The sequence below is a fragment of the Methylobacterium sp. WL116 genome, from assembly GCF_008039455.1.
GTDB lineage: Bacteria > Pseudomonadota > Alphaproteobacteria > Rhizobiales > Beijerinckiaceae > Methylobacterium.
In genome coordinates this window covers 1-630 of record NZ_VRUV01001053.1, presented here as the reverse complement: position 1 = coordinate 630, position 630 = coordinate 1, and the positions used below count along the sequence as shown (strand labels likewise).

The 630-nt window shown below is 75.9% G+C and carries 1 protein-coding gene; it reads left to right on the top strand.

Annotated elements, in window-relative coordinates:
- The coding region (locus FV223_RS29350; protein ID WP_147730078.1) for a GNAT family N-acetyltransferase at positions 1-630 on the top strand (630 nt) is incomplete at both ends.

Here is a 630-nt window from a genome sequence, read left to right as displayed (position 1 = left end):
GTGCTCGACCGGCGCGCGAGCCACGACGCCTTCCTCGCCAGCCACCCGCACAGGGCCCGCCTGAAGGACCTGCGCCGCCGCGCCAAGCGCTTGAGCGAGGCCGGCGCGGTGACGTTCGAGACGGTGGCCTCCGGCCCGGGCCTGGAGCGGGCGGTCGCCGCCTTCCTCGCACTGGAGCGCGCGGGCTGGAAGGGCGCGACCGGCTCGGCGATGGCCTGTCGCCCGGAGCACGCGGCCTTCGCGTGCGCGCTGTTCGGGCCGACGCACGGGCCCGTCCGGGCGCGCGCCGACATCCTGGCCGTCGACGGCAGGCCGGTCGCGATCAGCCTCGCGCTCACCGGCGGCGGCACCGCGACGCTGCTGAAGACCGCCTACGACGAGGACCGGCGCGCCTGCGCCCCGGGCCTGCTGCTCGAAGCTGAGATCGTGCGCGCCTGCCACGAGACCGCCTTCGCCGACCGGCTTGATTCGGCGACGCTCGCGGGCTCGGCCCTGGAAAGCCTGTATCGCGAGCGCGAGCGCGTCGCCGAGATCATCGCGATGCCGCCGGGCCGCGACGCGCTCTCGCTGGAGCGGCGCCGAATCAAGCCGGTCGGCGAAGGCGGTCTCGTGGCAGGCGCGCACGATCTC